This window comes from Paenibacillus ginsengarvi (assembly GCF_003626695.1).
GTDB classification, from domain to species: domain Bacteria; phylum Bacillota; class Bacilli; order Paenibacillales; family NBRC-103111; genus Paenibacillus_AB; species Paenibacillus_AB ginsengarvi.
In genome coordinates this window covers 80,403-106,734 of sequence record NZ_RBAH01000021.1, presented here as the reverse complement: position 1 = coordinate 106,734, position 26,332 = coordinate 80,403, and the positions used below count along the sequence as shown (strand labels likewise).

20 protein-coding genes are annotated in these 26,332 nt (G+C 57.4%); 15 read left to right on the top strand and 5 right to left on the bottom strand.

Annotated elements, in window-relative coordinates; all coding sequences use genetic code 11:
• The first annotated feature begins 139 nt into the window (after nt 1–139).
• From D7M11_RS24825 to D7M11_RS24795, 7 genes are all read left to right on the top strand, one after another.
• Nucleotides 140–472 carry a PadR family transcriptional regulator gene (locus D7M11_RS24825; protein WP_193556274.1) on the top strand — a complete coding sequence of 111 codons (333 nt, stop codon included), beginning with the start codon at nt 140–142 and terminating at the stop codon, nt 470–472.
• On the top strand, nt 465–836 hold the full coding sequence (locus tag D7M11_RS24820) for a DUF1048 domain-containing protein (protein ID WP_120749959.1): 372 nt from the start codon (nt 465–467) through the stop codon (nt 834–836). The genes D7M11_RS24825 and D7M11_RS24820 overlap by 8 nt, the downstream gene beginning before the upstream one ends.
• Nucleotides 833–1,594 carry an ABC transporter ATP-binding protein gene (locus tag D7M11_RS24815; protein WP_120749958.1) on the top strand — a complete coding sequence of 254 codons (762 nt, stop codon included), beginning with the start codon at nt 833–835 and terminating at the stop codon, nt 1,592–1,594. Before D7M11_RS24820 ends, D7M11_RS24815 begins: the two co-directional genes overlap by 4 nt.
• Nucleotides 1,595–2,365 carry an ABC transporter permease gene (locus D7M11_RS24810; protein ID WP_120749957.1) on the top strand — a complete coding sequence of 257 codons (771 nt, stop codon included), beginning with the start codon at nt 1,595–1,597 and terminating at the stop codon, nt 2,363–2,365.
• A gap of 291 nt (nt 2,366–2,656) precedes the next feature.
• Nucleotides 2,657–4,636 (top strand): AraC family transcriptional regulator, encoded by a 1,980-nt coding sequence (locus tag D7M11_RS24805; RefSeq protein ID WP_120750007.1) that lies wholly within the window; start codon nt 2,657–2,659, stop codon nt 4,634–4,636.
• An 88-nt stretch (nt 4,637–4,724) separates the two neighbouring features.
• Nucleotides 4,725–5,720, top strand: a complete 996-nt coding sequence (locus tag D7M11_RS24800; RefSeq protein WP_120749956.1) for a FecCD family ABC transporter permease — start codon at nt 4,725–4,727, stop codon at nt 5,718–5,720.
• Nucleotides 5,717–6,721, top strand: a complete 1,005-nt coding sequence (locus D7M11_RS24795; RefSeq protein ID WP_120749955.1) for a FecCD family ABC transporter permease — start codon at nt 5,717–5,719, stop codon at nt 6,719–6,721. Before D7M11_RS24800 ends, D7M11_RS24795 begins: the two co-directional genes overlap by 4 nt.
• A 74-nt stretch (nt 6,722–6,795) precedes the next feature.
• Here the strand turns inward: D7M11_RS24795 and D7M11_RS24790 are convergent, their stop codons facing one another.
• Both D7M11_RS24790 and D7M11_RS24785 read right to left on the bottom strand, forming a co-directional pair.
• A complete protein-coding gene (locus D7M11_RS24790) occupies nt 6,796–8,901 on the bottom strand; it encodes an AMP-binding protein (RefSeq protein ID WP_120749954.1) in 2,106 nt (701 codons plus the stop codon).
• A gap of 165 nt (nt 8,902–9,066) precedes the next feature.
• Nucleotides 9,067–11,094 carry a hypothetical protein gene (locus tag D7M11_RS24785; protein WP_147433488.1) on the bottom strand — a complete coding sequence of 676 codons (2,028 nt, stop codon included), beginning with the start codon at nt 11,092–11,094 and terminating at the stop codon, nt 9,067–9,069.
• Nucleotides 11,095–11,199: 105 nt separating this feature from the next.
• Between D7M11_RS24785 and D7M11_RS24780 the strand changes: the two genes are divergently transcribed.
• The 4 genes from D7M11_RS24780 to D7M11_RS24765 all read left to right on the top strand — a co-directional run bounded on the left by D7M11_RS24780 (nt 11,200) and on the right by D7M11_RS24765 (nt 17,183).
• On the top strand, nt 11,200–12,138 hold the full coding sequence (locus D7M11_RS24780; RefSeq protein WP_158606818.1) for a helix-turn-helix transcriptional regulator: 939 nt from the start codon (nt 11,200–11,202) through the stop codon (nt 12,136–12,138).
• 302 nt (nt 12,139–12,440) lie between these two features.
• The gene (locus D7M11_RS24775; RefSeq protein WP_120749951.1) at nt 12,441–13,751 is read left to right on the top strand and encodes an ABC transporter substrate-binding protein; all 1,311 of its coding nucleotides are present in this window, start codon (nt 12,441–12,443) and stop codon (nt 13,749–13,751) included.
• A gap of 184 nt (nt 13,752–13,935) precedes the next feature.
• Nucleotides 13,936–15,609, top strand: a complete 1,674-nt coding sequence (locus D7M11_RS24770; RefSeq protein WP_158606817.1) for an RNA polymerase sigma factor — start codon at nt 13,936–13,938, stop codon at nt 15,607–15,609.
• Between the two features lie 113 nt (nt 15,610–15,722).
• Nucleotides 15,723–17,183 carry a VOC family protein gene (locus D7M11_RS24765; protein WP_158606816.1) on the top strand — a complete coding sequence of 487 codons (1,461 nt, stop codon included), beginning with the start codon at nt 15,723–15,725 and terminating at the stop codon, nt 17,181–17,183.
• 431 nt (nt 17,184–17,614) lie between these two features.
• Here D7M11_RS24765 and D7M11_RS24760 read toward each other — a convergent pair whose 3' ends face one another.
• Together D7M11_RS24760 and tdh are read right to left on the bottom strand one after the other, a co-directional pair.
• Nucleotides 17,615–18,802: a glycine C-acetyltransferase gene (locus D7M11_RS24760; protein WP_240041296.1), complete on the bottom strand. Its 1,188-nt coding sequence runs from the start codon at nt 18,800–18,802 to the stop codon at nt 17,615–17,617.
• Nucleotides 18,803–18,816: 14 nt separating this feature from the next.
• Entirely contained in the window at nt 18,817–19,860 is a 1,044-nt protein-coding gene (gene tdh, locus D7M11_RS24755) for an L-threonine 3-dehydrogenase (protein ID WP_120749947.1), read from the bottom strand.
• Nucleotides 19,861–20,017: 157 nt separating this feature from the next.
• On the opposite strand from tdh, the gene D7M11_RS24750 reads away from it, so the two are divergent.
• The 3 genes from D7M11_RS24750 (at nt 20,018) to D7M11_RS24740 (ending at nt 23,442) form a co-directional block, all read left to right on the top strand.
• The gene (locus D7M11_RS24750; RefSeq protein ID WP_120749946.1) at nt 20,018–20,572 is read left to right on the top strand and encodes a helix-turn-helix domain-containing protein; all 555 of its coding nucleotides are present in this window, start codon (nt 20,018–20,020) and stop codon (nt 20,570–20,572) included.
• 205 nt (nt 20,573–20,777) lie between these two features.
• Nucleotides 20,778–22,139, top strand: coding sequence for a UDP-N-acetylmuramoyl-tripeptide--D-alanyl-D-alanine ligase (locus tag D7M11_RS24745; RefSeq protein WP_158606815.1), 1,362 nt, complete (start codon nt 20,778–20,780; stop codon nt 22,137–22,139).
• Between the two features lie 319 nt (nt 22,140–22,458).
• Nucleotides 22,459–23,442, top strand: coding sequence for an SGNH/GDSL hydrolase family protein (locus D7M11_RS24740; RefSeq protein ID WP_120749944.1), 984 nt, complete (start codon nt 22,459–22,461; stop codon nt 23,440–23,442).
• Between the two features lie 100 nt (nt 23,443–23,542).
• Here D7M11_RS24740 and D7M11_RS24735 read toward each other — a convergent pair whose 3' ends face one another.
• On the bottom strand, nt 23,543–24,535 hold the full coding sequence (locus tag D7M11_RS24735) for a hydroxyacid dehydrogenase (protein WP_158606814.1): 993 nt from the start codon (nt 24,533–24,535) through the stop codon (nt 23,543–23,545).
• A gap of 293 nt (nt 24,536–24,828) precedes the next feature.
• Between D7M11_RS24735 and D7M11_RS24730 the strand changes: the two genes are divergently transcribed.
• Nucleotides 24,829–26,247 (top strand): extracellular solute-binding protein, encoded by a 1,419-nt coding sequence (locus D7M11_RS24730; RefSeq protein WP_120749942.1) that lies wholly within the window; start codon nt 24,829–24,831, stop codon nt 26,245–26,247.
• The last annotated feature ends 85 nt before the right edge of the window (nt 26,248–26,332 follow it).

Genomic DNA, 26,332 nt, shown 5'->3' with positions numbered 1-26,332 from the left:
TCCAAAGCTGCTGGAACAGGCTTTTGAGAAAGGCCCATTTTGATAAACGCCATTGACAGGTCGACTATTATGTAATACTATATAGCAGTAGTAAGTAATACAGGATACCAGTTATACAGAATAGCGAAGGGTGATTGTGCTGGAAAACCTAACGGAAATGCTCAAAGGCGTGCTTGAGGGCTGCGTCCTTGAAATCATAAGCCGCAACGAAACCTACGGTTACGAAATCACGCGGCGGCTGAATGCCCTTGGCTTCACAGATGTTGTGGAAGGAACGGTGTATACGATCCTGCTCCGGCTCGAAAAAAGCAAGCTGGTGGAGATTGCCAAGAAACCTTCCGATATGGGTCCGCCGCGAAAGTTTTTTACGCTCAACGATGCGGGGCGCGAGGAGCTGAGAAGGTTTTGGGAAAAGTGGGAGTTCGTCGCGTTGAAACTCAACCAATTAAAGGAGGAGCAATCCAATGTCTGAGTTTTTCGATAATTATCTCAATATCAAAAAAATGATCCAGAGCAAGCGCGAGTACAAGCAGCAGATGGCCAGGGTGGAGGCTCTGCCGAAAGACTATCAATACGTGTTTAAGAAAATCCAGGGACATATGTGGATGTTCGCGGCGGGATCGGGCTATGACATGATGAAGATCCATTATGACCTGATCGAACTGTTCGAGTCCGGCGCGGCGGACGGCAAGCATGTTCTGGACATTACCGGCGAGGACGTGGCGGGGTTCTGCGACGAGCTTCTGCGCAGCGCCCAGACTTATACGGAAAACTGGCGTGAGGCGCTCAACCGCGACATCCTGAAAAAGCTTGGAAAGGGGAACGATGCAAAATGAAGGAACCCGCCATTCAAGTGAACCATTTAAGAAAATCGTTCAAAGATACGGAAGTGTTGAAAGGTGTAAATTTTGAGGTGGAAAAAGGCAGTATTTTCGCTCTGCTGGGCTCCAACGGAGCGGGCAAAACTACTATTGTCAAAATTCTCTCTACGCTGCTGAAGCATGATGACGGAACCGCTACTGTTAATGGCTTCGATATTTCGTCAATGCCGGACTCGGTACGGCAGTCGATCAGCCTGACCGGGCAGTTTGCCGCCGTGGACGAGGTTTTGACCGGGCGGGAAAATGTGATTATGATCGCCAAGCTTCGGCATCTGAAACAACCGCGTCAGATTGCGGACGATTTGCTGAAACGATTCGGCTTGACTGACGCCGCCAACCGCAGGGCCTCCACTTATTCGGGCGGTATGCGCCGCAGGCTCGATATCGCCATGAGCCTGATCGGTAAACCGCAGCTTATTTTTCTCGACGAACCGACCACAGGTCTTGATCCCGAAGTACGCATCGAGGTTTGGAAGGTGGTCAAGGAGCTTGCCGCAGGCGGCACAACGGTGTTTCTGACCACGCAGTATTTGGAGGAAGCCGAGCAGCTTGCGGATCGAATCGCCATTTTGCATGAGGGCAGGATTATTGCTAATGGCACGTTATCGGAGCTGAAAAAGCTGTTCCCGCAAGCGAAGGTGGAGTATGTTGCCAAACAGCCGTCGCTAGAGGAGATCTTCCTCGCCATCGTCGGCAAGAAGGAGGCCATATAAATGGAAACGGCAAAGAATCACTTCTTTAGCGATATGAGCGTAATGCTCGGACGCTCCATGCGCCATATTTTGCGCAGCATGGACACCATCATCACGGTTTGCATCATGCCGATTGCGTTTATGCTGCTGTTTGTTTATGTGTTTGGCGGCGCAATCCAAACCGGTACGGATAACTATGTGAACTACCTGCTGCCCGGCATCCTGCTGATTGCGATAGCAAGCGGTATTTCCTATACGGCTTACCGCTTGTTTCTGGATAAGCAGCGGGGCATTATCGAGCGGTTCCATTCCATGCCGATTGCGCGTTCCGCCGTGCTATGGGGACATGTGCTGACCTCGGTTGTATCCAATGCCATTTCTGTTGTCGTCATCATTCTTGCAGCGCTTATTATGGGTTTTCGCTCGTCGGCGGGGGTACTGTCTTGGCTTGCCGTAGCCGGAATACTCATCCTGTTTACGCTGGCTTTGACGTGGATCGCGGCGATTGCCGGACTGTCTGCCAAGTCGGTGGAAGGGGCAAGCGCGTTCTCCTATCCGATCATTTTCCTGCCGTTTATCAGCTCGGCGTTTGTGCCGACCGAGTCGATGCCGTCTATCGTTCGCGCCTTCGCCGAGAACCAGCCGGTGACCTCGATCGTGGAAGCTATTCGTGCCTTGCTGTCGGGCCAGCCGCTGGGGAATGATATTTGGATCGCCATAGTGTGGTGCGTCGGGATTACGATTGTGGCTTATCTCTTTGCGATGAGGGCGTATAAAAAGCAAGTACGATAAAATGAACCTCACGCTTGTAATTGTTCTTTCCGATCTGCGGCTGCGCGAAACCGGCAAACCTAGTATAGGCAAGACCGAATCTTTTTAACAGCATTCTTGTAAAACGTTCACACCTTCTGGAACTTCGCCTTATTCTTGTTTCGGGCTTCCGACTCCAAATCTGCGCTATGCGCAGATTTTTTTGTGCTTATGCGGAATAGCCGTTGTAATTGAGAATGATTATCAATATAATGAATAGCGACGAACGTTATGGACATGCAGTTTGGAATTGGAAAGGGCTGGGCGAAACGAATGAAACTGGACGACCATCTGTTGCTGTGGAATCAGGCATCTGTCAAAGTGATGGATATAAGGCATAGAAGCATGGAGCGCGGGGAGGAGCTGCTCGGCTACCGGCTGCCGGCCAACGTGTTTCTGTATGCGACCCGCGGAAATGCGCAAGTGCGGATTGACGGGGTACCGCATGAGGCGCAGCGATTTCATGTCCTACACGGGGGGAAGGGCGCTTGCCTCGATATTGCGGCCCAGCCATCGTTCGAATATTACATGATCATGTACAAGGCGTCGGCCTCCTTTCCGAGCCGGCAGGAATTTATGCGGCAAGCGGAGACGGGCGATCCGTTTCGCATGCAGTACGGATTCGAGCCGCATTACCCGATTTTGCTGCTAGATATCGCCCAGCGGATGGCGAAGGAATGGAGCGCAGCCGGTCTGCTCGGCAAGTTTCACACGAAGTCGCTATTTTATCAGTTCGTTTACGAGATTATGCGGCAGCTCGACCGACAAGGGATCGAGCCGGTCAAGCCGGACCCGGTCGCCCAAGCGGTGCTGTTCATGAACCAGCATTACGCGCGTCCGATTACGCTCGAATCGCTCGTGGAGATGCTGGACTGCAATCCGCGGCAATTTTTAAGATGGTTCAAAAGCCGGCACCAGACGAGCCCGATCGATTATTTAATCAGGCTTCGAATGGCTAAAGCGAAGGACCTGCTGCTTCGGACCGACTGCACGCTCAAGGAAATTGCGGAAAGCGTCGGTTACCCGGACAGCTACTATTTCAGCCGCCTGTTCAAAAAAAACGAGGGCGTTTCTCCGACTGCGTTCAAGGAAAAAACGCAAAAGCGGGAGCCGCGTCCAAATAATCCATCCTTCCTGTCGACATCTCCCATTGCTGCGCGAAGGCTTCGACGTTATAGTGTTAATGGAATTGATAATCATTATCAGTATGAGGGAGAGGGACATTTACCGATGCGCAGAAGGACCGGAACATCTATGGCCGCTACGCTGCTCGTTTGCTTCGCTTTGCTGCTTAGCGCATGCTCGGGAGGTACGGCAAATCCGAATACGGGGGCCGGGGGGACGGCAGGACAACAACAAAATACGGAGGCTACGGCACCGGCGACCAAGCCTTCCACCGATAAAGAAACGCCTCGTGTCATCAAACACGCGATGGGCGAAACGACGGTGAACGGCACGCCTAAGAGAGTCGTCATTCTAACCAACGAAGGAACGGAGGCGCTGCTTGCGGTCGGCGTGAAGCCGGTCGGCGCCGTCCAATCGTGGATCGGGACGCCGTGGTACGACCATATCAAGGACGAGATGAAAGACGTTACGGTCGTCGGCGATGAGCTGCAGCCGAATATCGAAATGATCGCAAGCTTGAAGCCGGATCTCATTATCGGGAACAAAGTCCGGCAGGAGAAAATATACGAGCAGCTGAAGCAGATCGCGCCGACGGTATTCGCGGCCGATCTGGGCGGCGACTGGCAGATCAATTTCAAGCTGTACATGGAAGCCATCAACAAGAAGGACGAAGGCGATAAGGCGATGGCGGCCTTCAACAAACGTGTGGCCGATGTGAAGGCGAAGCTGGGCAGCAAGGCGGCAACGAAAGTGTCGATCGTCCGGTTCTCCGCGTCGCAGGTGCGCATTTACCAGAAGCAGACGTTCTCCGGCGTACTGCTGAGCCAGCTCGGAATCGCTCGCCCGGCCGCTCAGGATAAAGATAATTTCATCGAGGTAATGACGAAGGAAACGATCCCGAGCATGGATGGAGACGTCATGTTTTATTTCGTATCGGAAGTGGCTGGGAAGAACGATGCGGCGAAGGTTGTAGAGGAATGGAAGAACGATCCAATGTTCAAAAACTTGAACGTCGCCAAAACGAACAAGGTGATCCAGGTGGACGAAGGGATCTGGAACTCGGCAGGCGGCTACAAAGCAGCGAATCTGCTGCTGGATGAGCTTGCCGCTTATTTCGGAGTGAAGTAACCTAAACGCTAGCCGGCGTCGGCTCGATGGTGACGCCGGTTTTTTTTCCTGTTCAGGACATGAAAGAGGTGGGGACAATGGGGTAGTGATGCAAAGCCGAAGGCGGAAGGTGATCGGACTTGCCGCCGGGTGTGCGATCCTCCTGCTCGGGATGCTGGCCGGCGTCCTGTTCGGGCTGAAGCAATTCGGCCTCCGCGACCTATGGCTCGCGTATACGCAGTTTAACGGCTCGAACGAGCATCTGATCCTGACGACTACACGCGTTCCCCGGGTACTGATCGCCGCCGCCGTCGGAGCGAGCCTGGCCGTAGCCGGAGCGATTATGCAAGTGCTCACGAGAAACCCGATGGCTTCGCCGTCTCTGCTCGGAATCAATTCCGGCGCTGTTTTGTTTATTGTTGTCGGACTTGCCTTTACCGGTACGGCGCTGCCTATGAGCGGCATGATCTGGGTCGCTTTCGGCGGAGCGGCGATAACGTCCCTGTTCGTTTATGCGCTGAGCATGCAGGGGGGCGGCGGCTTCGAGCCGGTCAAGCTGACGCTGGCCGGAGCGGCTGTCGCCGCTTTCGCCTCCTCCGTCACCTCGGGGATCATGCTTATTCACAAGCAGTCGCTGGAAACGGCGCTGTTCTGGATGATCGGCTCCGTATCGGGCAGACAGCTTAGCCATCTGCTGTCCGTCCTGCCGTATTTGTGCGCCGGCTGGCTTCTCGCGATGCTGATCGCGAGCTCGCTTAACGTAATGGCGCTCGGAGACGACAGCGCGAAGTCGCTCGGCCAGCGGCTAACGCTGATCCGGGCTGTCGCCGCGCTTGCGGTCGTCCTTCTGGCCGGCGGCTCCGTAGCGGCGGCGGGACCGATCGCCTTCGTCGGACTGATCGTACCGCATCTGTGCCGGTACGCAGTAGGCAGCGATCACCGCTGGCTGCTTCCTTATAGCGCCTTAACCGGTGCGATTTTGCTGGTAGTGGCCGATCTCGCCTCGCGTTTCGTCCTTATGCCGAAGGAAGTTCCGGTCGGCGTCGCAACGGCAATCATCGGTGTTCCGTTCCTAATCTTTGTAGCGAGAAGGAGGAACCCATGAGCAGACGTCCGGCATGGAAACATGCAGCGATCATAAGTACGCTTGCAGCAGCGGCGCTCGTCCTGGCCGTCTTGTGCCTGTCGATCGGCAGCGTATCCGTTCCGATTCGGGACGTGTTACTGTCTCTTTTCGGCATGAACGGGGAAGGAAACGATCTGATTATTAGACAGTTTCGTTTGCCGCGTATCGTGGCGGCGCTGCTGATCGGCGCGGCATTGGCTGTGTCCGGCAGCCTGCTGCAGGGGGTCATCCGCAATCCGCTCGCCTCGCCGGATCTGCTCGGCGTTACGGGCGGCGCTTCGGTGGCGGTTGTCGCCTTTATGACCGTTTTTACCGGCTACAGCATTCACTTCGTGCCGGTCATCGCGATAGCCGGCGCCTTCGCGGCGGCTGCGGTCAACTATTTGTTCGCCTGGAGGAAGGGAGTCACTCCGTCCAGACTCGTGCTGATCGGTATCGGCATCTCGACGGCGATGAGCGCTTTAACGATGTTTTTGCTGCTCAGCGGGCCGGCCTATCTTGCGGCCCAGGTGCTGAACTGGATGACGGGCAGCTTATACGGAACGAACTGGAGCTATATCAAGGCCATCTGGCCGTGGATCGTCGCTCTGATCCCTCTATCGCTGCTGTATGCGAAGGAGCTGGATATTCAGGCGCTTGGCGAAGAAACGGCGGTCGGCCTCGGCAGCAGGCTTCAACTGAGCCGGCTGGCCGCGATGCTGCTCAGCGTCGCCCTCGCCGGGGTAGCGGTGGGCATCGCCGGCACGATTTCCTTCATCGGCCTGCTAGCGCCGCATATGGCGAGAAGGCTCGTCGGCAATCGCTACGGCATCGTTATTCCGACGGCGGCGCTTATCGGCGCGATCGTGCTGCTGCTTGCCGATCTGGCGGGAAGAACGCTGTTCCAGCCGCTCGATATTCCTGCAGGCGTGTTCACCGCCGGCGTGGGAGCGCCTTTTTTCCTGTATCTTTTGTTCAGGCGCAAAAGGCCAGGGGCCTAGAATCAAAAGAAGCAACGCCCGCAAACCGCGCGGCGTTGCTTTTTATTTGTACAGTCGCATCCTTCGTCTGCCCCTCATTCCGCCTCGACCCATAACTTCAGCGTCACATAGTCCGTCTTGCCGCTGCCGAGCAAGGGCAGCTTCTCCGTGTAACGCAGCTGCGAAGGAACGAGCAGCGGAGACCCGCCGAGCGCCCGAATTCCTTCTTTCAGTTCCGCGAGCGTCAACTGCGGCGACGTATGGAACAGCACGATCCGTTCGCCTTTGCGCGCATCGGGGATGCTGACCGCCGCCGATTCCATATTTGGTATACACTTCGCGACAAGCTCCTCGACGGCGTTCAGCGAGATCATTTCTCCGGCGATTTTAGCGAATCGTTTCCGCCTCGACAGAACAGTGACGAAGCCGTCCCGATCAATGTCCACGATGTCGCCGCAATCGTACCAGTCCGGACACGCCACGAATCCTTCGCCATGCAGCAGATAACCCTTCATCACGTTCGGGCCGCGTACGTACAAGCTGCCTCCTTCGATGCCGGGCACTTTCTCGAGCACGCATTCGATGCCCGGCAGCAGCCGCCCGACCGTGCCTTTTTTGAACGCCAGCGGCGTATTCAGCGCAAGCACTGGCGCCGTTTCGGTCGTGCCGTAGCCTTCGAGAATGCGGATGCCGAATTTGTCGTACCAGAGCTGGCGCACGTCCTCCTTCAGCTTCTCCGCCCCGGCGACTACATACCGCAGCGAATAAAAGTCATAAGGATGGGCAACCCGCCCGTAAGCGGCGAGAAACGTGGACGTTCCGAACAGGATGGTTGCATTACTCGCATATACAAGCTCGGGAATAGCTTTGTAATGAAGCGGACTCGGGTGCAGAAACAGCTTCATGCCGCTTACTATCGGCAGCAGCGTGCCGGCGGTAAGGCCGAACGAGTGAAACATCGGCATCGCGTTGAACACTTTATCCTTCGCCGTAAAATCGATAGAGCATCGCGCCTGCTGGATGTTGGCGTACAGGTTGCGGTGGCTCAGAACGACCCCTTTCGGCTTGCTCTCGCTGCCCGAGGTGAACAGAATAACCTCGCCGGGTCCCGGCAGCGCCGGCCGCTTGAGCCGGCAATCGAGCCAGCCGCCGAGCTTGTCGCCGGCGCCGATGGACGCTTTCACATCTTCCAGATAAAGCACCCTGATACGCTGCTGCCCGAACAGCTCCACGACACTGTGCAGCTTCGCCTTCTCCACAAATTCGCGGGAGGTAACGATCGTCTGTATGGAGGCGGTTTCGCAGCAGTCCAGCATAACGGAGGCGCCGCTGGAGAAATTGAGAATTGTCGGCGTTTTGCCGATCTTCACGAGCGCAAAAAAGGCGACAACATGAGCGATTGCGTTCGGCATCAGGAGCGCGACGTTCGTCTCGCCGCGAAGCATACCGGACAGCCTCTGACCGAGCACGCACGTCCCAAGCACAAGCCGGTCGTAGCTGAGCTTTTGCCCGGAGGCATCCTCGCATACCGGGAAACCGCCGCCGTTTCGCTCCGCCGCTGCGAGCAGCTCGTCGAACAGATTGACGTCTGGCTTCATCCGGCTTTCGAACAGCTCCCGGCGCAGCATTTGATCGATCTGTGCGGCCGCCTGTTCCTTCTGCGCTTTGACGGAACGGGCCGGATCGAACCGGAGCCGGTACGGGCTGCCGATCATTAGTTGGACTTCCGGGAAGAGCCGCCGTTTGACCATGCCGCCCAGATAGCTCAGCTTCGACCGCTCCAGTCCGTTGATCGCGACCGGATGGATCGGAACGCCGGTTTTGAGCGCGATATAACCGACGCCGCTGTACATTTTCATCAAACTGCCGGTCGTCGTAATACGGCCTTCGGGAAAAATGACGAGCGGGCTTCCTTTCTGGACCGTCTTGATCATGCTGCGCACCGAATACGGATTGAGCGGATCGACGGTCACGATCCTGCAATATTTCAGCACAAAAGCAAATCGTGTAGCGATCTGCGTATTCACGACGAACACGACATCCCGCGGCAGTGCGAGCATCAGAAACAAACCGTCCAGCAGCGAGACGTGATTCGGCAGCAGCAGCGCCGGCCCAGACGGATCGAACCGCTCCAGGCCGCTAATGCGGGTGCGGAACAAGCGAAACAAGATCCAACGAAGCAGGGGAACTATCACCTTCACGGCGGTCAACTCCTTATCGCACAACAGGTACATGGCCCGGATTACAAACCCTTAAGACCAGGTCCCAATTCCATTGTATGCGAAATGCCGCAAAATGGTAGTACTATATTCGTCTAGTACCGGGGCGTTTGTACCTGTTCCGCCTCGTCATCCGCCGCTTCGCGCCTATTTCACCAAATGGCGCACGATCCGAAGCCGGACCGCTGTGTCCGGCATTGTCACGGAAGAAGTCCCGGGGTTGAGCACGGTGACGCGAACCGAATCGGCGCCTACCACGCAAGCGCTTGCAAGCAGCGGCGCGATATCCGCAAGCGGCAAGGCTTCGACTTGCCAGCCATATATCGCTCCGCTCACGGTAAACGTCTGCGAAACAGCCGATTGGGCGGCCACGACGGCGGAGGCAAACGATACGGCATACAGGGGCACGCTGGTATCCGTGCTGTAGTCGATCAGTTGCAGCAGTCCGGGCGATACGGTCTCGTCCTTGTACACCAGGTTACCCGTTCCGAGGCGAGGCTGATGAAACGTGACCGATCCGTTCAGCGGGGCGGTATTGTATACATAAACTTGCGCCGAGCTGCCGCCGCTCAGCGTATCGAGGTCCAGACGCCAGTCGCCGGCCGCTTGCAGGCGGTAAGCGACGTTCGTTCCGTGAATCCGATTGTTTCCTCCCGTCATGCCGGTCACGGCTTGGGTATTAACGCCCGTATAGGAGCCGGAGGTGAGGTTGCCCTCAAACGCGATGCCTGCGATCCGAATGAGGAGAAACCCGCTAGAGTAAGGGTTCGTATGGCCGAACGATTTGTTGCCGATCAAGGTCACCTGGCTCGTGGCCGTACTGCTTGTGCCGATGCGGAAGCCTTCGTAGCATTGATGCGCTTCGTTATCGACATAAAACAATCTGCCGGATTGCAGCGTAACTCCGTAGATGGAAGAAGGGTAGGACAGATGCCCGTTTCCTGTGCAGGAGTAGGCTTTGTTGCGGGCAATGAGAATGTCGAACGCCGCCTCGACAAAGGTGCAAGAGAGATGCCCCCAGGCCGAGCAGTCCGTAATCGAGCAAAATCTTGACCCCTGGTCGATCGTAAACGCTGTTCCGGGATTCGCAACATGCTCGCAAACGGACAGGCAATCCGTAATATGGAAATCGCGCAGCTCGACGTCTCCATTAATCAGCATGGGGGTATCGTACCCCGTCGCCTGCTGGACGGCTCCGTGCTTGACGCAGTACAGCTGAACGCCGGCATAGCCGCATAACTCGAAATGCACGTTTTGCAAAAAGACGCGCGTGCAGTAGTCTAGCGCCTCCGGCGCCGCTTGCGGGTCCGTCACCGCCCCGAGCAAGCCCAGCACGCGGAGGCCCATCCACGCCCAGCCGACAAAGCGCGTATTTTGCAGCGTTAGGCCGTCAACCGCCCAGAACTGCACCCCGGTGAGCTTCGCTCCTGCCGTCTGGCGGCTCAGGTTGCCGTCAAACGTAATCCCGCCGATGTAAATGTCGCCGACCCGGACGGAAGGATACGACGTCTGGTTTTGTGCCGCGTTGCCGCCTCGAATGCTCGGTTCCGAATTGGAGCCGCTCTGGTTGTCGTCGAGCAAAAAAGTGCCTTCGCCGAGCAAGGTGAAGTGGCTGGGAAAAACGAGCTTGCGATAGCGAAACACCTCACCCCGGGCCACGTAGACGGCTTTGCGAACGGACGCCGCGTAAGCGAACAGCGCATTCAGCCGGTTATCGTCCACGGTCACGCCGGCAGCATCGCAGCCGAATTGAGCCGGGTACAGCATCCTCGAGCCCGTTCGTTTCCAGCGACCCGGCCCGGTCGTTCCGGTGAGCCGGAATACCGTTCCCCCATTGTCGGGCTCTGCGGAACCCGCATCCCAATACAGCCGTCCGCCTCCTCCGTCTCCTTTGGCGTAGTAACCCAGCACTTCCGCGGCAAAACCGTCCTCCGGCGGATTCGGGTCCGGCCAAGCGACGAGCTCCGCAATCGTGTCGACCTTCCGAACAGCCTTGCTGCAAGGCGGCGGAGGGCAAACCTCCGGCGGCTCGTACACCGCTTGCGAAACGCTTTTGGCTAGCGTGGTGTTGTTCCATGTTGCTGCCGCGAAGGCGGCTCCGGCCGCCCCCAGAGAAGCGAGCACCTTTCTTCGGCTCCACAGGATCGGAGCGGTATCCGGCGAATGATCCAACATATACAAATCCCTCCTTTTGCTTGTATAATACAGGTGAAACCGCTTACGGTATTTGCAGCGACAGTCGCAAGTTTTGTACTATCAGCCAGAGGAGGCAGCGCACCCGTGACGGACTGGAGCATGTTACGTTTGAAGGAAGAGGTAGTTATCGAACGGCTGATTTCGTTTCTGTACATGGAACTGCCGAAACATTTTCAGGCTACCGGCGAAAAACACGATTTTTGGGAGTTCGTTTACGTCGATAAAGGGGACGTTTTTTTCGTTACCGATTTGGGGAGCCATGATTTGAGCCAGGGCGATATAATCTTTTATTCCCCGAACGAATTCCATACCGGCCATGCGGCGGGCGGGACCGCGCCCAATCTGGTCATTATGTCGTTTGTTTGCCACTCGCCCGCGATCGATTATTTCAAGGGAAAAGTGCTGCATTTGGAGCAAGCCGAGCAGGACATACTGTACCAGCTCCTTTCGGAAGGAAAAGAGGCGTTCGACCCGCCCGTCGGACATCCCCGGATGATGGTCCCGCAGTCTAAGGACGGCGCTTTGTTCGGCAGCGAGCAAATGATCAAAAATATGCTGGAAATGCTGCTGATCCGGCTCATACGCAAGCAAACGGCCGGGGCCGGCAAGATTAGGCCGGAATCGGCGCTGCTCGCCACGAGGAACGAGGATTTGTTCGAGCGGATTGTGCTGTACTTGAAGGAGAACGTCAGAAACAATCTGTCGTTCGAGCAAATATGCGGCGAATTCGCCGTCGGCAGCACCATTATGAAAAATTTGTTCAAAAGCCGGGCGAACTCCGGGGTCATGGAATATTACAGCATGCTGAAGCTGGAATACGCAAAGCGGCAAATTCGCGAGGGGATCTACAGCATGACAGAAATTGCCGACCAGCTCGGCTACAGCAGCGTACACTACTTCTCGAAGCATTTCAAAAAAGCGACCGGCTTCGCTCCGACCGAATACGCCAGGACGATCGCCGGCAAAACGACGCGTAAACGGGCTCCGCAGTCCGTCCTGCTGCTCGGCGGAGACCCCCTGTAGCGTGGCGGCTTGGCTTGCGAGGCGCCCGGCAAACGTCTGTCATTCCGCTCACGCTCCGTTCAGGCGCGAGCTTTTTTGTTTTGTGGGGTTACTTGTATTTGTCCATAATTGCAAAACTTGCGGCGATATGAACAACGACTTTTTCCCCGTTCATCCCCTATGATAATTCCAGGCCGGGCGGTTCGATCAAGCGGAAGCATCGAAGATAGTAATCGATTGCCGAAAATTCGGCTTGCCCGCATACGCTGCACGAACCGAAGCCGGGTACGGAACAACGATACAGAAACGGGGAGGCAATCTTTATGAAAAACAGTTCGCTCATGGCATCAAGCGTTATCGTATTGCTGGGGTCGATCGTTTTGGCCGGCTGCGGCGGCAAGGAAGGGGGTTCCGGCACGGCGGAATCCCCCTCGAACGTTCAGGAGCAGACGCAAACGGCGGACAAGCCGGTTCGGCTGACGCTGCTGGCAAGCGAAGCTTATTTATATAACGACGACTTTCAGCTCCTGCTCGTGGAGCCGCTCAAGAAAAAGTATCCGCACATTACCGTCGACTTGATCCGGCCGGGAACGGGCACGCAAATCCAGGACCTGATCGCAGCCAAAACGGTGCCCGATCTGATGATTTTATCGCGGGCAAGCAAAGATCTGTACAAGGAGCTGGGACTTACAACCGATATTTTGCCTTTGCTGAAGAAGCATCAGATCGATTTGAGCCGTTTCCGGCCGGGCGTGGTCGAGGGCTTTTCCGACAACGGGCAAGTGTACGGCCTGCCATATGCGACCAACACCAATGCGCTATATTACAACGAGGAGCTGTTCGATAAATTCGGCGTCAGCTACCCGAAGGACGGTTTGTACTGGGATGACGTTCTCTCCCTCGCCCGGAAAATGACCCGCATGGAGGGTGGCGTGCAATACAAGGGCTACGATTATTTTATGAACTACTGGCTCGGCTACCAGATGTCGCTGCCCTTTATCGACAAAACGACGGGCAAGGCGGCGATCAGTACCGAAGGCTGGAAGCAGGTATTCCAGTTGATGAAATCGTTCGACGACATTCCCGGCAACCAGAAATCGCCGTCGTACGCCAAAGCTTTCACCGACGATCGCACGCTGGCGATGGTCGGCACGATCAATCTGTTTCCGCTGCTGAAGCAGGCGTCCAGCCAAGGATTCCGTTGGAACCTGGCCGAATTCCCGAGTAATCGGGAGAAGCCGCATGTCGCTCCTCCTGTCGATCTGCATGAATTGATGGTTTCGCGTACGAGCGAGCATAAGGAGGAGGCCGTACGGGTTATCGAGGTGATGACGTCCGAGGATGTACAGCTGATCAGCGCGCGCAAAACGGGCCGCGCCTCGGCGCTCGACAACCGGCAAATCGAGGAGCAGCTAGGGGCGGACATCCCGTATTTGCAAGGGAAAAATATCGCCGCCGTCTTCAAAAGCAAGCCGGCTCCCGTCCGCGACGAAACGAAGGCCGACGATCAGATCAAGCGGATCATCGATAAAAATTTTGCGCAGGTGCGCAGCGATACGATCGATATCAATACGTTTATGCGGCAAAGCGAAGAAGAGGCGAACAACTGGATCGCGGCCGAGAAGATGAAGTAAGCCGCTTTTCACTGAACGAAGGCGCGAATAGGATGAGTGGCAGAAGGCGACGGATTCCCGTTCCGCCTTCTTTTTTGCGCTGATCGTAAGCCGCATGAAAGGAATTGGAAGCACAGGGGGCGAATCGTACATTCGACAGGAAGTTTATCGAGGCAGCGAAAGCTGCGGACAAGAGGTTGTGAGGATGACCGATCGTGACGCTGCCAGGCAGCACGAGCTTGTGGAGAAAGCGAGAAAGGGCGACGCGGAGTCGTTCGGCGAACTGGTGCGCCATCATCGCAGCCGTATGCTCGGCTGGGCGTTAGGCGTCGTACGCAGCCGCGAGTTAGCCGAGGACATCGTGCAGGAGGCGCTTATGCAGTCGCTGCGCAAAATCGGCAGCCTTGAGCAGCCGGACAAGTTTGTACCGTGGCTTAGGACGCTTGTACGCAATCAGGCGCTTATGTCGATTCGCCGATCTTCGAACCGGCGGGAGCTGGCGCTTGGCGCGGATGGCGACGGCAGCGGCAGCGGGGAATACGAAGCCGCTTTAGCTTTAGCGGGAGGCACGGCGTGGCTGCAGCAGCAGGACGGCGATCCGCAAGCGGCGGTTTTCGGCAGGCTGGCTTTGCGCGAAATGCAAAGCTTGCTTGCCTGCTTATCGGGGCGCGATCGTTCGATCGCGGAGGCGTCTTTGTTCGGCGGGCTGCCGGTTCGAGATGTAGCCGAGCGGTTCGGCATGACGGTTGGCGCGGTCTACACGGCCGTTTCCCGATCGCGCCAAAAAATGACGGAAGCCCGCTTCGAGAACGAAATCGAGCACTATATGGAAGCGCGGCGAAGAAGAGGGAAGCCGGCGGCCAAACGCTGCGAGCGGGCGAGGTACTACACTTCCTTCGGCGCTTACAACACGATGGCATCGACGATGGCCGTAACGCTGGCCGCCGCAGGCGCAAAGGAGGTATCGCTTACGGAAGTGATGGCGGCGACCGGACACGCGTTTCGCATTCAGACGGCGCCGGATCTCGGCGTGAGCGGCCCGTACGGCTACAATTGGGCGGCGACGCTGCGAGCGGGCTGGCGACGTCTTGGCTACGTCGCCGTCATATACGGCGGGGCGGGAGAACGAATCGGTCAGCCGTGCGATCTGGCCGCCGCAATGGACGTGCTGCTCGAGCGGCTGGAGAGCGGCATTCCGGCCATCGGGTGGAGCTTAAACAACACCGAGTTCGGTTTGATCGAAGGGTTCGATGACAGGAAGCGGCAATGGACGGTGACGGACACGGCGGCGGCAGGGAAACGGCTGTCTTACGCCAAGCTGGGCCGCTTGCATGACGATGCGGAATGGTTCGTATCCGTTCCGACAGGCCGGTTTCAGGTTGACCGTACCGCCTGCTTGATCGAACTGTTCGAGCAGACGGCCGGGCATATACGCGGCAGCGGGCGGAGCAGCTCCGCAAACGCCGCCGCTTACGGAATCGAAGGAGCGGCCGCCTACCGGGTATGGATAGAGACGATGAACCGGCAACAGGCAACCGACCCGCTTGGAGTTGCCTACAACGCGGCCGTAGCTTATGAAGCGAGAAAACATGCGTCCGCCTATTTGCGCGGACTCGTATCGGGCGCGGGCGGGATTTCGCTGTGCGCGAACGCGGTTCCGGCTATAACATACGCCGAGCGACTGTACCGGCAAATAGCCGGCATGTGGGAGCAAGTATGCAGGCTGTTCCCGCTCCCGTACGGCGCCGATCCTACTTCGCCGGGCCCTGCGGATCGGGCGGCCCGTTTGCTGGAGCGGGCCTGCGAGGCGGAGCTGGCGGCCGCGGACGCGCTCGCGGAAGCCGCAGCCCATCTCGCACGTCGTCGGACGGGCTGTTAACCGAAACTTTTTTCAAAAAAGCTGTAAGACATTTCGCGGGAGGAGCATCTACCTTACCGATGGCGTTTGATCCGAAAAGGACGTCACTATTCGTAAACCGGGAGGAATATAAGATGAACGAAACGGCTGCAGTAAGTCCGGAGCAAGTCCCGCATCCGATCACGAATCGGGTAGGCGGCGTGTTCATGCATGTCAGCAACATGGAACGTTCGGTTAACTGGTATCACAGGCTGTTTGCCATGCCCGAGAGGTCGAGCGTCACGGATAAGGTGCATGCGCTTGCGATGCAGGGGAATCACGGCTTCGTCCTCGATCAGCACGGTTACGACCGGAAGCTGGCGCCGAAGGACAGGCCGCTGCTGATGTTCGATTCGCCGGATGTGCATGCCGCCTACCGCTTTATTCAATCGATCGGCATCGCTCCCGAATGGAGCATCGAGGAATACCCGGGTATGGCCTTTTTCACGTTTCGCGACCCGGACGGCAATCTGCTTATGGTATGCGGGAAGCCGGGGAACCGTGAGGAGAGCGGGGGGGAGCCGGGCAATGCTCTGCCCGGTTCAGCGGGTGTTAAGGTGCCGGTCCGGTACGACGGAGGAGGCTGCGAACTGGTTGTAACGCCGGCTTCTTACCACGCCTCCTTGACCCGCGAAGGGTTGGAATTGACGGGCCGCGCCTATACGGAGGATGTGTACGCAGCCCCGCTGCGAATCGAAGCGAACGTTCGGATCGAGAGCGGATGCTTGCGCCTTTTGTACGGCAAGCACGGCTGCCTTACGTTTAATTACGGCCCATCGTCTGCGAATGGGACGGGCGAAGAGTTTTACGTGAGACATCCTGCTGCCGACAAAGAGATCGGCTTTGTAGGGAAAGGAACAATCCCGTCTGGGGAGTGGGTGCGGCTGAGCTGGACGATACAGGAGCGAGCGATGGCGGTCCGGGTGAATGGAGAGCTGTTCCATGAGCAGGAAGGCTATTTCGGAAGCTTGATCGGGAAGGCGGGAATCGGCTGCGACAACGCGAAAATAACGGTCAAATCGTTTGTCGTCGAAGCTCTGAACGAGGAAGAGACGCTCCCGCGCCTGACGGTAACGCGTAACGGCGCTCCAGTGGACGAGCTGATCCCCGACGCCTCCTGCTACCCGCTTATGACCGGCGACGGACTGTGGCTAACGCATAACGAGCAATGGGGGAATGCCCGCACAAGGAACAGCTATCCGGTTCCTTTCGCGGCGGAGACGGTCGTTCGAAGCGACACGAATTCGGTGGTGCTGTACGGCGGAACGTCGGCCCGGGTCAAGTTTCATCCGGACGGCTCGCTCAGCTTTCTCGATCCGGTTACGCGGGAGGAGATCTGGTCGGAAGGAGCGGGAGCAGGAGCAGGAGCGCTTGGCGGCGGTTTTTCCTCGGTGCGCTGGGTGATGGAGCCGGGCCGGACGTACGTATACGTCGACGGGGAACTGCGGTTCGAGCGGGAGGGAGACTATGCGGCCTGCCGGTTCGCGTTCGGAATCGGCGCCGACATCGGCAGTGCGGCCGTAGTCCGTTCTTTTCGGATCGAAACGATGGCGTGAGGCGCAGTTGTCTGCGCTGCGCTCTAGCCGGTATATCGTTGCCGGAGCCGCACCTGTTAACGGAATAAAATGCCGTTAAGTCAGGCGTGCAGCCGCATTTTAAGCCTATAGCGGAACTGGCTTCCGTTATAGGCGGGCAAAAAGGCGCCATGTGGCGGAAATTGCTTCGCTAACGGATTTCCGTTCCGCTATGTGTGGGAAATAATCGGGAAATGACCCGATAGCGGAAATCCATTCCGCTAATGTATATTCGAGCGTGCGACAGTGGACCAGACCGTCAGACGGAGAATGCGCCGGAGATGGGGGCATACCTGAATGTTGCGGAAGCCCCCAATTACTAAAGCAAAAAGACCTCAAGCCCTCACTGAAGTGCAAAGTGAGAACCTGGGGTCCTTTTTCTCGCGGAAAACTATTCCGCGCCTGGTATTCTATCAGCCTTTCAGCAGGCCGGTTCGTTTCGCCACGGCGACAATCCGGTCTACCGCAAACGTCAGATCGTCCTTCGTATGGGCGGCCGTCACGATACAGCGTACCCGGCCTTTATCCATCGCCACGGTCGGATAAACGATGCCTTGGGCGTACACGCCCTCCTCCAGCAGCAGCCGCGAAAACTCCGCCGTCTTGTCCGGCGCCCCGATCAGAATCGGCACGATCGGCGTTTCGCTGCCGGCCGTGTCGAAGCCTTCCTCCTGCAGCCGCGTGCGGAAAAAGTTCGCATTGTCCCACAGCCGGTCGATCAGCGGCTGGCTGCGGCGCAGCAGCCGGATTGCGGCTAGACATGCGGCAGCGACCGCCGGAGGCTGGGACGTGCTGAACAGAAACGGCCGCGCTTTATGAATGAGGTAACGTTTCAGCACATCCGCTCCGGCTACATAACCGCCGACGACTCCTACCGCCTTCGATAACGTGCCGACTTGAATGTGGACGCGTCCATGCAAGCCGAAATGATCGGTCGAGCCTTTGCCGTTCCGGCCGAGCACGCCGCTTGCATGGGCGTCGTCGACATAAACGAAAGCGCCGTATTTCTCGGCAAGCTCCACGATTTCGGGCAGCGGGGCGATGTCGCCGTCCATGCTGAATACGCCGTCGGTAATTATAAACGCCCGCTTCCGTCCGTCGTTTTCCTTCAGACGCAGTTCGAGCTGATCCATGTCTTTATGCGCGAATATGGCGCGCTCCGCCTTCGTCAGCCGGATGCCGTCGATAATGCTGGCGTGGTTCAGCTCGTCGCTGATGACGAGATCGTCCGTGCCGAGCAGCGACAAAGCGCCCTGATTGGTCGTAAAGCCGGACTGGAACACGAGCGCGGCTTCCGTTCCTTTGAAGTCGGCCAGCTCGCGCTCCAGCTCGTCATGGATGTCCAGCGTGCCGGTAATCGTCCGGACCGAGCCGCTGCCCGCGCCGAGCTTCTCGATCGCTTCGATCGCCGCCTTCTTGATGTCGGGATGTCCGGTAAAGCCCAAATAGTTGTTCGAGGACAGTTGAAGCAGCTTGCGGCCGTCCGTTTCCATCCAGGGGCCGGACGCTCCGGACCAGACAGTCGGGAGGCGGTACATCCCTTTTTGCTGCAATCTTTCCAGCTCGCCGTTCAAATATTCGAATGAAGCCTTTGGCATCATAGTTCCTCCTTCTTCTATTCGTGGATAAATACGATTTTGCCGCAATTTCCGCTGCGCATCAGCTCGAACGCTTCCTCGTACTGATCCAGCCGGAAGCGGTGGGTGACGAGCGGGGACAGATCGATGCGTCCGCTTTCCAGCAGTCCTTTGACCTGGAACCACGTCGTGTACATCCGCCGTCCGGTGATGCCTTCGATTCGCAGCCCTTTGAAAATGATGCTGCGCGACAAATCCAGCTCCACGCTGCCCGCCGGAATGCCGAGCAGCGATACCCGGCCTGCGTTCGCGGTGCCTTCAAGACCTTGTCGGATCGCCTCCGGATGGCCGGACATTTCCAGCAGCACCTCGACGCCTTCGCCGCCGGTCAGCTCCTTCAGCCGCTGGCTAAGCGTCTCGGTCGCGCTGTTGACGAGGGCGTCCGCACCCATCGTCTTCGCCATGCGCAGCCGGAAGTCGTTAATGTCGGCGGCGATAACGCTGGAGGCTCCGCACGCTTTCGCTACGGCTACGGCCATCAGGCCGATCGGCCCGGCGCCTATGACGGCGACGCTTTTGCCGGTTATGTCTCCGGCCATGACCGACTGAACCGCATTGCCGAGCGGGTCTTGCAGACAGGCGAGCTCGGCCGGCAGGCGCGGATCGTTATGCACGATGTTCGTCGCCGGAACGACCGCGTATTCTGCGAAGCAGCCGGGTATCGTAATGCCGAAGCTGCGCGTATGGGGACATACGTGCGCATTGCCGCTGCGGCAGGCTCGGCAGACGCCGCAAACGACGTGGCCTTCCGCCGAAACGTAGTCGCCCGCCCGGACATTCGTCACTTCCGAGCCGACCGCTTCGACAATGCCGGCGAACTCGTGACCGACGACGTTAGGCGTTACGACCGTATTTTCCGCCCATGCATCCCATTTGTATATATGCATATCCGTTCCGCAGATCGAGCTGGAACGTACTTTGATCAAGACGTCGTTCGGCCCTATGGCCGGGATTGGCACTTGCTTGAAGCAAAGTCCCGAAGCGCGATATTCCTTTACCAATGCCATCATCGTTGCGCCCATGTTCGCGCCCCCCTTTTTGATAATATGTACAACATATTGAACATGTATATGTTATATCATACAAGAAAGCGTTTTGATGTCAATGGTCTTTTCAATATAGTATTTTTTTTATACAATATAGTGTACGAATTTTTTTCGAATGAAGGAGAACTTGTACATGGATCATATTCCGATTAAGGTAGGCAAAAACTTAAGGACGATTCGCAAATCGCGAGACCTTAGTTTAGATAAACTGGCCGAGCTGACCGGCGTGAGCAAGGCCATGCTGGCGCAGGTAGAGCGGGGCGATTCGAATCCGACGATATCGCTGCTGTGGAAAATCGCCAACGGTCTGCGCGTCTCCGTCACGACGCTGATCGCGGAAGAAGCGCCGGAGGTCAAAATTATCCGCTTCGCCGAGCTGGAGCCATTCACGGAAGACGAAGGACGGTATCAGGCGTTTCCGGTCATCCCGTTCGATTCGAAAACGCATTTCGAAGTGTATACGGTCAAGGTGGAGCCGGGCGTAAGCCACGAGTCGGAGCCGCATCAGGAAGGCGTGGAGGAATTCGTCTTCGTGACGCAGGGCTGTCTCGAGCTGCATATCGGCGAAGACGTGCACATCGCCGAGCAGGGAGATGCGATCCGGTTCAACGCGGACCAGGGGCATTTGTATGTGAACAATACGGATTCCACCATATGGCTTCAGATCATTATCCGCTACCCGTTCTAAATCGGGATCAGCTGCCGAGCAAGCATGGAACGTTAATGCTTGCCCGGCTTTTTGTCTTGTCATCGCAATGTGATCTTGGCCCAAATTCCTTTTTTCCAAAAGCCGGTAGACGTATCCCGTCTTTTCCCGAATAATGTGAAGGTATAGACAGGGAAGAGAGGGGATTCGTACGATTCGCTTAACGATTAAGGAGTTAGAGAAGATTGTGCGGGGAACGTGTGTAGGGGCCGGAGTTAGCGGTGACGCCGGGCAGGACGAACAAACGGTTGTTAGCGGTGTGTCGATCGATTCGCGGACGATCGTCTCCGGCAATCTGTTTATCCCGCTCGTCCGCGTCAAGGACGGACACGACTTTACCCGGGAGGCGATTCGCGGCGGGGCCGCAGCCGCTCTATGGCAGGCGGACCATGCCGATCCGCCGGAGGAGGCGGACATCCCTTTCATCCGCGTAGAATGCTGTCTGACGGCGCTTCAGCGGCTGGCTAGCCATTACCGGGACACGCTGCCGGTCAAAGTGATCGGCATAACGGGAAGCAACGGCAAAACGACGACGAAGGACATGATCGACTCGATCCTGCGGACGACGTATAAGGTGCACAAAACGAAGGGGAACCTGAACAGCCAGATCGGCGTCCCGCTCACGCTGCTGGACATCGCCCCGGATGCGGAGTATGCCGTCATCGAGATGGGGATGAGCGAACGCGGCCAGATCGAGAAGCTGTCGCAGCTGGCAAAGCCCGACATCGCGGTCATCACGATGATCGGCATGTCCCATCTGTCCACCCTTGGCTCGCGGGAGCAGATTGCCGCCGCCAAGCTGGAAATCGTCTCGGGGATGAAGGAAGACGGAGTGCTCGTGTGGGATGGCGACGAGCCGCTGCTGGCAAAGGGACTCGAGGCTATGCCGCATCCGCCCCGGACGGTGAGCTTCGGCATGTCGGAGCCGTGCCGCTACAGGGCATCCTCGGTTGAAGCGGATGACGGGGGAGTTAGCTTCCGCCTGCAAGCGGACCAGTACCGCATCCCGATGCTCGGCAAGCATAACGCGCTGAATGCGTTAGCCGCAATAGCTGTCGCTGAGTGGGTGGGCGTTCCCGGGGAGCGAATCAGGATTGGGTTGGAGCGGGTAAGCGTAACCGGGATGCGAATGGAGGTAACCCGCGCGCCAGCCGGATACACGGTTATCAACGATGCATGGAACGCCAGCCCCGTATCCGTGAAGGCGGCGCTCGACACGTTCGCCGGGCTGCAAGGGTTTGCGGGCAAGCTGCTGGTTATCGGCGACATGCGCGAGCTGGGGGCGGACGAACGGGAATACCACCGCGACGTCGGCCGTATGCTTGACCCGGATACGATTCGATACGTCATTACGCTTGGTGAGCTTGCCGAGGATATCGCCTCGGAAGCGGCGCCGCATTTTCCGGCAGGGCATGTCCACGCGTTTCTGGAACGGGACGAGGCGCTTCGCTGTATCCTCTCCGTCATCACGCCGTCCGATGCCGTGCTTGTAAAAGGCTCGAGAGGGCTGGAGATGGAACAGATCGTATTTGCGCTGCTGCAAGCGTAAAGCTTGTCTCCCCGTTTCCCGATTTGGATAGATCCAGCCCGAACGAATAAGTGTCCTCCGGCGCGTCGGGAATGCGGGAATTGACCGGGGCCAGCACATGCCGGATAGCCCGCAGCCCGCGCCAAGCTCCCAGACAATGCTGGACGCCGTTTGCGGAATTGATGGCTATGGGGAATCTCTTGCTTCATTCGTTGGAATAACGTCTATTCGCAACATTGCCCGGGCGCTGATCGACCAGAGCCCGGGCTTGACTTTTTTCTTGCCTATCGTTGTATAATTTTGCTAGATTCCACTCACCACCGATAGGAGTGTCCTAAACATGTCGCAAACGTCCTGGTTTAAAAACTGTTTGAGGGTCATCCAAAAAGAAGATGGCGGCCTGTGGCCGATCCGGTTTACCGAAGCGCAGTTCGATGCTTATAGGAGCAGTGAGGCGCGGCACATCAGGAGCCTGTGCGCATCCGGAGCCATGATCGATATTGTCACCGATTCGGCCACGCTTACGTTTGATTATTCCATTGGCGGCGCTGCCCGCAATTGGCTGTATTTCGATTTGTATATCGACGGCATGTTTGTGCAGAGCAGCGGGCAAGCGCCGATTACCGACAAGCAGGGGACATTCCATGTTGATTTGACGAACTTTTGCGGCACTTCGGCAGACAAACGCCATGTCTCGCTCTACTTGCCGCATCTCGTAGAAATGACGCTGTTCAACATTCAGCTGTCCGCAGGTGCGTCTGCCGAACCGGCTGCGCCTCGTGCCAAAAACTTGCTTGCCCTCGGGGATTCCATTACGCAAGGGATGGACGCAAAGCGCCCTGCGGCTGCGTATCCGCTGCTGGTTGCGCAAGCGCTTGATATGCACGTGCTTAACCATGGCGTGGGCGGTTATGTGTTTAACGCGAGCAGCATTGATCCGACCATGTCCTACCAACCAGACTTGATTACAGTCGCGTACGGGACAAACGACTGGAATTCCTACCAGACGATCGATGCATTGCGCGAAGCGTGCATCGCCTATATGGACAAGCTGACGCAGACGTATCCGGGTGTGCCCGTTTTGTTTTTGACGCCGATTTGGCGCAAAGACTGGAACGAACCGAAGCCGATGGGAACTTTTGCACAGCTCTGCACGATACTCGGAGACATTGCCGCGAGTTATGCGCAAGTGCGAGTTTTGGATGGACTCAAGCTCGTGCCGCACCAGCTTCTCTTTATGGGCGATGGTGTACATCCTAACGACGAAGGGTTTCAGTACATGGCAAGCGGCATTGTTCGCGCAATCGAAGAAGGGAACATGTAAACGAGTCGCTGTATCCTATTGCTAAGCGAACGTGAAAAACCGCCGGGGCGTTTGGCCCCGGCAGTTTTTTGCATGCGGTCATCGAATGGACATGCGGGCCTCAAGCCAGGAAAGCCATATCCTTCTCTTCCACTTCGCCGTCCATTCGTTTGCCGCCCAGCAGCAGCTCGATTTCCTGGACCGCATATTTGCCGATCCGGTACAGGCCGTTCGTGACGGAGCCGGCGATATGGGAAGTGAGCACGCAGTTGTTCAAGCTGCGGAACGGATGATCCGCTTCCGGCGGTTCGGGATCGGTGACGTCGATGCAGGCGAAAATCCGCTCTTTCTTCAGTTCCTCGATCAATGCCGGTTCGTCGATTATGGAGCCGCGCGCCGTATTGATCAGAATCGCGTTGTCCTTCATTTGGGAGAGCCGCTCGCTATTGATCATTTTGTACGTAGACGGTAGCGAAGGGGCGTGAATCGAGACAACGTCGGAGCGGTTCAGCAGCTCCTCCAGCTCCACCTTGGTCGCGCCGATCGCTGCCGCCTGCTCCGGGCTGACAAACGGATCGGCGAGCAGGACGGTAACGTCGAAGTTTTGCATCAGCTTGATGTAGTGCTTGCCCGCTTTCCCTGCTCCGATGACGCCGATCGTCACGTCGAACAGTTCGCGTACCCGCTGCTTCTCTTCGCCCCAGCCGCCTTGCCGCGTATCCTTGGACACCTTCCACATATTTTTCAGGCTGGTGATCGTCAGGCCGAGGGCGGTTTCCGCTACGCCTTTGCCAAGCGGTCCGTTGGCGCTGGATACGCGAATCCCTTTGCTCCACAGCTCGGGCGTTACGATCGGCTTCACGGTGCCGGCGGCGTGAATGACCGCCTTCAGTCCGGGAGCGGCCTCCAAGATGCCCGCGTCAAGACTCGGGGTTCCCCAGGAAGAAATGGCGATGTCGGCGCCTTCGATCGTGCTGCGGATCGCATCCGGGGCGTTCGAGCCCGCTTCATTGCATACGACTTCTCCCCATGCCCGGAGCTGCTCCAAGTGTTTCTCCGCCAGCACTCTCTGTCTGGCCCCCGCAGGCGGCAATATGGCAATCTTCAATGTCATCGATCTCGACCTCGTCCTTCGTTGAGTTTGTCTGCTGTACTCTACATGTAAGATAAAGGTCCCGGGCGGCTTCGCTTTCCAAGATTGCTCGGGAAAACATACAGAAATACGGTGGATTTGTGATTTACAACAGATGTACAAATCATAAAATTTAACCTTATTTCTGTCAATATTTAATTTTAAGGCGCAGATTTCCGGTAAAAGTACAGCAAATTGCTGTACAATCGTTCGCGGATTCGGTATGATCTTCATAGAAACGGAAGAAAATTCGGACATAAAGGCTGGATAAACAGATGAACTCGACCCGTTCCAACGAAAAGCCGTTCCGGCTTACCGATATGACGAAACAGCTCAGAGACGATATCGTGCTCCGCGGCAAATACGCTCCTGGGGAGTTTTTGCCTTCCGAGCTCGCGCTTGTGGGGCAGTTCGGCCTCAGCAACAAAACGGTTCGTAAAGGACTCGACCAGCTCGCGGCGGAAGGCCTGATCGAAAAAATACCGCGAGTCGGCACCCGGGTCATCGCCGGAGCCGCAAAGCCGGACACCGTGACGCTGCGGCTCGGCTCGATGCATTCGCTCGAGAGGGATATGCTGCTGTCGCAGCTGATCGCCGAGTTCGAAGCGGCCAATCCCGATATTCGGATCGAGACGGTGAAGTTTCATTCGGACTATTATGCCGGGGCGATCGAAGCGCATTTGAATGCCGGGCTGGTGGATGCGCTTATGATCAACGACGAGCTGTTCTGGCAGATTTCGGAGAACAGCCGGGACATTCCGCTTGAGCCGCAGGTTGTCCGCGAGGGGACGTACTCTTTTCTGAACGAGTCGTTCTCCTGCAAGAGGACGCTGTACGTGCGGCCGCTCGTGTTTACACCCGTCATCCTCGCCTACAACAAGGACCATTTCCGCGAAGCGGGGGTGCCGGAGCCGGATGGAAGCTGGACCTGGGACGACGCGATCCGGCACGCGATCCGGCTGTCCATGCCCGGGAAGCGGTACGGGCTATGCTTTTATCCGCTGTCGAACAACAGATGGCCGGTATTTCTGCTGCAAAGCGGCGACACGTTCGCCGCCGATAACAGCGGGCGCTTCCGGCTCGAAGGGACGAAGCTGCCGGACAGCATTCGGCTGTACAAATCGATCATCCGCAACCGCGACTTTTTCCCCGACCATCTGGCCGAGTCCAGTCGGGATATCGCGGCGTTATTCCGCAAGGGTCACGCCTCGATGATCATGACGACGTACAATTCGCTGAACGACTTCGCCACAGCAAGTGGGCTGCATTACGACATATCCGCCGTGCCGTACCGGGGCGAAGCGCGAACGCTGCTGACGACGATCGGCATTTCGGTGAACAAGCGATCCGGCAACAAGGAGGCGGCCGGCCGTCTGGTCGACTTCCTGGCGTCGGAGCACGCCCAGCGTTTCATTCGCAAGCGGACGCTCACCCTTCCGGCGATGCGAAAAGCCGCCGATCATCCGATTTCCGAAGACGACAGCCTGAACCGGCCGTCCAGGTTCCATCTGTACCGCAACATCGTACCGGGGTATCGCCGGTACCGGGATCTGGGATTGCCTCCGGAATCGTTTCTTGCCCTGCGAGAGCTGCTGAAGCTGTACGGGTCCGGTCTGATCGAGGAACAGTCGCTGTCCGATCAGCTTGCGGAGCTGGCAAGCGGGCCTGCCTCAGCGGAATCCGGCGATGTTTAGTAGCGGCCCGGCGCGGTCCGTTCGGAAGTTCCGCGAAGAGGGGGGCAGCGGCGGGACGGGAGGTTGTTTTGCCGCTCGGGGCGGG

Bases quoted from the DNA above. Each gene is read 5' to 3' on its own strand.
- D7M11_RS24820 (WP_120749959.1), top strand. From the start codon at position 465: ATGTCTGAGTTTTTCGATAATTATCTCAATATCAAAAAAATGATCCAG.
- D7M11_RS24815 (WP_120749958.1), top strand. From the start codon at position 833: ATGAAGGAACCCGCCATTCAAGTGAACCATTTAAGAAAATCGTTCAAA.
- D7M11_RS24810 (WP_120749957.1), top strand. From the start codon at position 1,595: ATGGAAACGGCAAAGAATCACTTCTTTAGCGATATGAGCGTAATGCTC.
- D7M11_RS24805 (WP_120750007.1), top strand. From the start codon at position 2,657: ATGAAACTGGACGACCATCTGTTGCTGTGGAATCAGGCATCTGTCAAA.
- D7M11_RS24800 (WP_120749956.1), top strand. From the start codon at position 4,725: ATGCAAAGCCGAAGGCGGAAGGTGATCGGACTTGCCGCCGGGTGTGCG.
- D7M11_RS24795 (WP_120749955.1), top strand. From the start codon at position 5,717: ATGAGCAGACGTCCGGCATGGAAACATGCAGCGATCATAAGTACGCTT.
- D7M11_RS24785 (WP_147433488.1), bottom strand. From the start codon at position 11,094: ATGTTGGATCATTCGCCGGATACCGCTCCGATCCTGTGGAGCCGAAGA.
- D7M11_RS24775 (WP_120749951.1), top strand. From the start codon at position 12,441: ATGAAAAACAGTTCGCTCATGGCATCAAGCGTTATCGTATTGCTGGGG.
- D7M11_RS24770 (WP_158606817.1), top strand. From the start codon at position 13,936: ATGACCGATCGTGACGCTGCCAGGCAGCACGAGCTTGTGGAGAAAGCG.
- D7M11_RS24765 (WP_158606816.1), top strand. From the start codon at position 15,723: ATGAACGAAACGGCTGCAGTAAGTCCGGAGCAAGTCCCGCATCCGATC.
- D7M11_RS24760 (WP_240041296.1), bottom strand. From the start codon at position 18,802: ATGATGCCAAAGGCTTCATTCGAATATTTGAACGGCGAGCTGGAAAGA.
- tdh (WP_120749947.1), bottom strand. From the start codon at position 19,860: ATGGGCGCAACGATGATGGCATTGGTAAAGGAATATCGCGCTTCGGGA.
- D7M11_RS24750 (WP_120749946.1), top strand. From the start codon at position 20,018: ATGGATCATATTCCGATTAAGGTAGGCAAAAACTTAAGGACGATTCGC.
- D7M11_RS24740 (WP_120749944.1), top strand. From the start codon at position 22,459: ATGTCGCAAACGTCCTGGTTTAAAAACTGTTTGAGGGTCATCCAAAAA.
- D7M11_RS24735 (WP_158606814.1), bottom strand. From the start codon at position 24,535: ATGACATTGAAGATTGCCATATTGCCGCCTGCGGGGGCCAGACAGAGA.
- D7M11_RS24730 (WP_120749942.1), top strand. From the start codon at position 24,829: ATGAACTCGACCCGTTCCAACGAAAAGCCGTTCCGGCTTACCGATATG.